This is a genomic window from Streptomyces sp. NPDC126510 (genome assembly GCF_040302345.1).
In the GTDB taxonomy this organism is placed as follows: Bacteria; Actinomycetota; Actinomycetes; order Streptomycetales; family Streptomycetaceae; genus Streptomyces.
In genome coordinates, this window is record NZ_JBEORR010000102.1 from 1 (window position 1) to 1,097 (window position 1,097).

The 1,097-nt window shown below is 64.8% G+C and carries 1 protein-coding gene; it reads right to left on the reverse strand.

Annotation, left to right across the window (positions count from 1 at the left end):
* Positions 1-40: 40 nt before the first annotated feature.
* The gene (locus tag ABTX60_RS43160) at positions 41-880 is read right to left on the reverse strand and encodes an IS5 family transposase (protein ID WP_352102055.1); all 840 of its coding nucleotides are present in this window, start codon (positions 878-880) and stop codon (positions 41-43) included.
* Positions 881-1,097 lie beyond the last annotated feature (217 nt).

Consider the following 1,097-nt stretch of genomic DNA (forward strand, 5'->3'; position numbering starts at 1 on the left):
AAAGAGCGTTTTGTCCCAGCGGGGTTGTTTCGTTCGAGGTTCAGGTGTCGCGCCAGTTCGGGGTGGATTCGCGGGTGAGTCGTCGGCTTATGAGGTCGATCATCGCGACGTGGATTATGGCTTCGGAGCGGTGTGGGTGGGTCTCGTAGTCCCGTGCGAGGCGGCGGTGGTGCATCAGCCAGCCGAAGGTCCGCTCGACCACCCAACGTCGGGGGATCACCTTGAACCCTTTGACGTCGGGATCGCGTTGGACGACTTCGACGTCGATTCCGAGGCGGGCGCCGTGGTCGATGGCTTTCGTTCGATAGCCGGTGTCGGCCCACGCCTTGGTCACTCGAGGGGTCGCGGCGGAAACCTGGGAGAGCACCTGGATGCCGCCGGCGTTGTCGGAGACGCTTGCCGCGGTGACCCATACGGCCAGCAGCAGTCCGAGGGTGTCGACGCCGATATGGCGCTTACGGCCTGCGATTTTCTTGCCCGCGTCGATGCCTTGGCCGGCCGCGGGCACGTTGGCGGAGGTCTTGACGCTCTGGGCGTCCAGCACGCAGGCGCTCGGTTCGGGGTTGCGACCTTCGGCTTCACGCACCAGGCGACGCAGCAGGCCGTTGAGCTGGTCGAAGATGCCTTCCTTCTGCCAGGCGGCGAAGTACCCGTACACCGTCTCCCACGGAGCGAAGTCGTGGGGCAGGTAGCGCCAGGGGATCCCGGTGCGGTCGACGTAGAGGATGGCGTCCATGATACGGCGCAGGTCGTGCTCGGGCGGTCGGCCGATGTCCAGGCCCCTGCCACGGCGTTCGGACCGCCAGGTGGTGAGGGTGGGACCGATCAGTTCCCAGCGCGCATCGGACAAGTCGCTGGGATACGGGCGGTGTAGCGTCATGTTTCGGTAGTACCGTCGGGCACGACGCGTCCCCAGGGCGCAAATGGCGTCAACCGGGGGCGCCTTGGGATCAGACAGGAGCGAACCGGCCGAAACGGGCCGACGCACGATGTCAGCTGTCACGCCGTTCTCATCAGTTACTTCCGACTCAGCAACCTCAGACCAATGTGACCTCTAAAGCACCACGAAACAACCCCACCGGGACAAAACGCTCTTT

Excerpts from the sequence above, each read along its gene's own strand:
- ABTX60_RS43160 (WP_352102055.1), bottom strand. The coding sequence starts at position 880 with ATGACGCTACACCGCCCGTATCCCAGCGACTTGTCCGATGCGCGCTGG.